This window comes from Microbacterium maritypicum MF109, from assembly GCF_000455825.1.
In the GTDB taxonomy this organism is placed as follows: Bacteria; Actinomycetota; Actinomycetes; order Actinomycetales; family Microbacteriaceae; genus Microbacterium; species Microbacterium maritypicum_A.
On record NZ_ATAO01000062.1, the window covers coordinates 1 to 270 of the forward strand.

Here is a 270-nt window from a genome sequence, read left to right on the forward strand (position 1 = left end):
GGTGCGGGCGCGAGAGGAGAGCACGATGGGCGTCGTATTCCCGGCGGAGTCATTCTCGATCACGACCGCCGACGGTGACATCATCATGCTTCGTATCTGCGATTTGTGCGGTGCTGCTGTCGTCGAAGCCGAAGGTACCGATCTCGCGTTCCACAAGCGCTGGCACCGGATGACCGGGTCGGGCAACTGGGTCGACCCCGATACCCGCCGTCACCACGGTCCCGCGAGTCCATTCACTCCGAACGGATCGGCCTGAAGGGCAGCCACGAG

Annotated in this window: 1 protein-coding gene; it reads left to right on the top strand. The window is 64.1% G+C overall.

Features of this window, described 5'->3' with window-relative positions:
• A partial coding sequence (locus L687_RS0120915; protein ID WP_235045211.1) for a hypothetical protein occupies window positions 1-256 on the top strand: 256 nt, incomplete at its 5' end.
• Window positions 257-270 lie beyond the last annotated feature (14 nt).